Genomic DNA, 466 nt, shown 5'->3' on the forward strand with positions numbered 1-466 from the left:
TTAAGGCTTTCGTCTCAACCGAGGCGCGCATTCTACGCTAACCTCATCTTTCGTCAAGCTTTATTTTTCGAAAATTTCTTTTCTACTCAATCGCCTGGCTTCTGAGAGTCTCGACTCTCGTCAGCAGCAAGCACAATTCATGTGCTTACACTAATAGGCAAAGCCCCGGACAGCGAAGCTGACCGGGGCTTTGGGATAGGAGCTTGACGATGACCTACTCTCACATGGAGAAACTCCACACTACCATCGGCGATGCGTCGTTTCACTACTGAGTTCGGGATGGGATCAGGTGGTTCCAACGCTCTATGGTCGTCAAGCAATTCTTTACGGACGCTCGTGGCTGTTGCACACGCTCATCCAGATTCGGGTATGTGACAGGTATTTGCGGTTCACACGAACTTTCGGTTCGTTACGTCTTCACCGTACAACACGCAAATTGTTTGGGTGTTATATGGTCAAGCCTCAC

The 466-nt window shown here is 49.4% G+C and carries 1 rRNA gene; it reads right to left on the reverse strand.

Going from position 1 to position 466, the window contains the following annotated elements:
- Positions 1-201 precede the first annotated feature (201 nt).
- Positions 202-317, reverse strand: a 5S ribosomal RNA gene (gene rrf / locus A6723_RS21425).
- Between the last annotated feature and the right edge of the window lie 149 nt (positions 318-466).

This window comes from Pseudomonas sp. AU11447, assembly GCF_001672555.2.
Classification (GTDB): domain Bacteria; phylum Pseudomonadota; class Gammaproteobacteria; order Pseudomonadales; family Pseudomonadaceae; genus Pseudomonas; species Pseudomonas nitroreducens.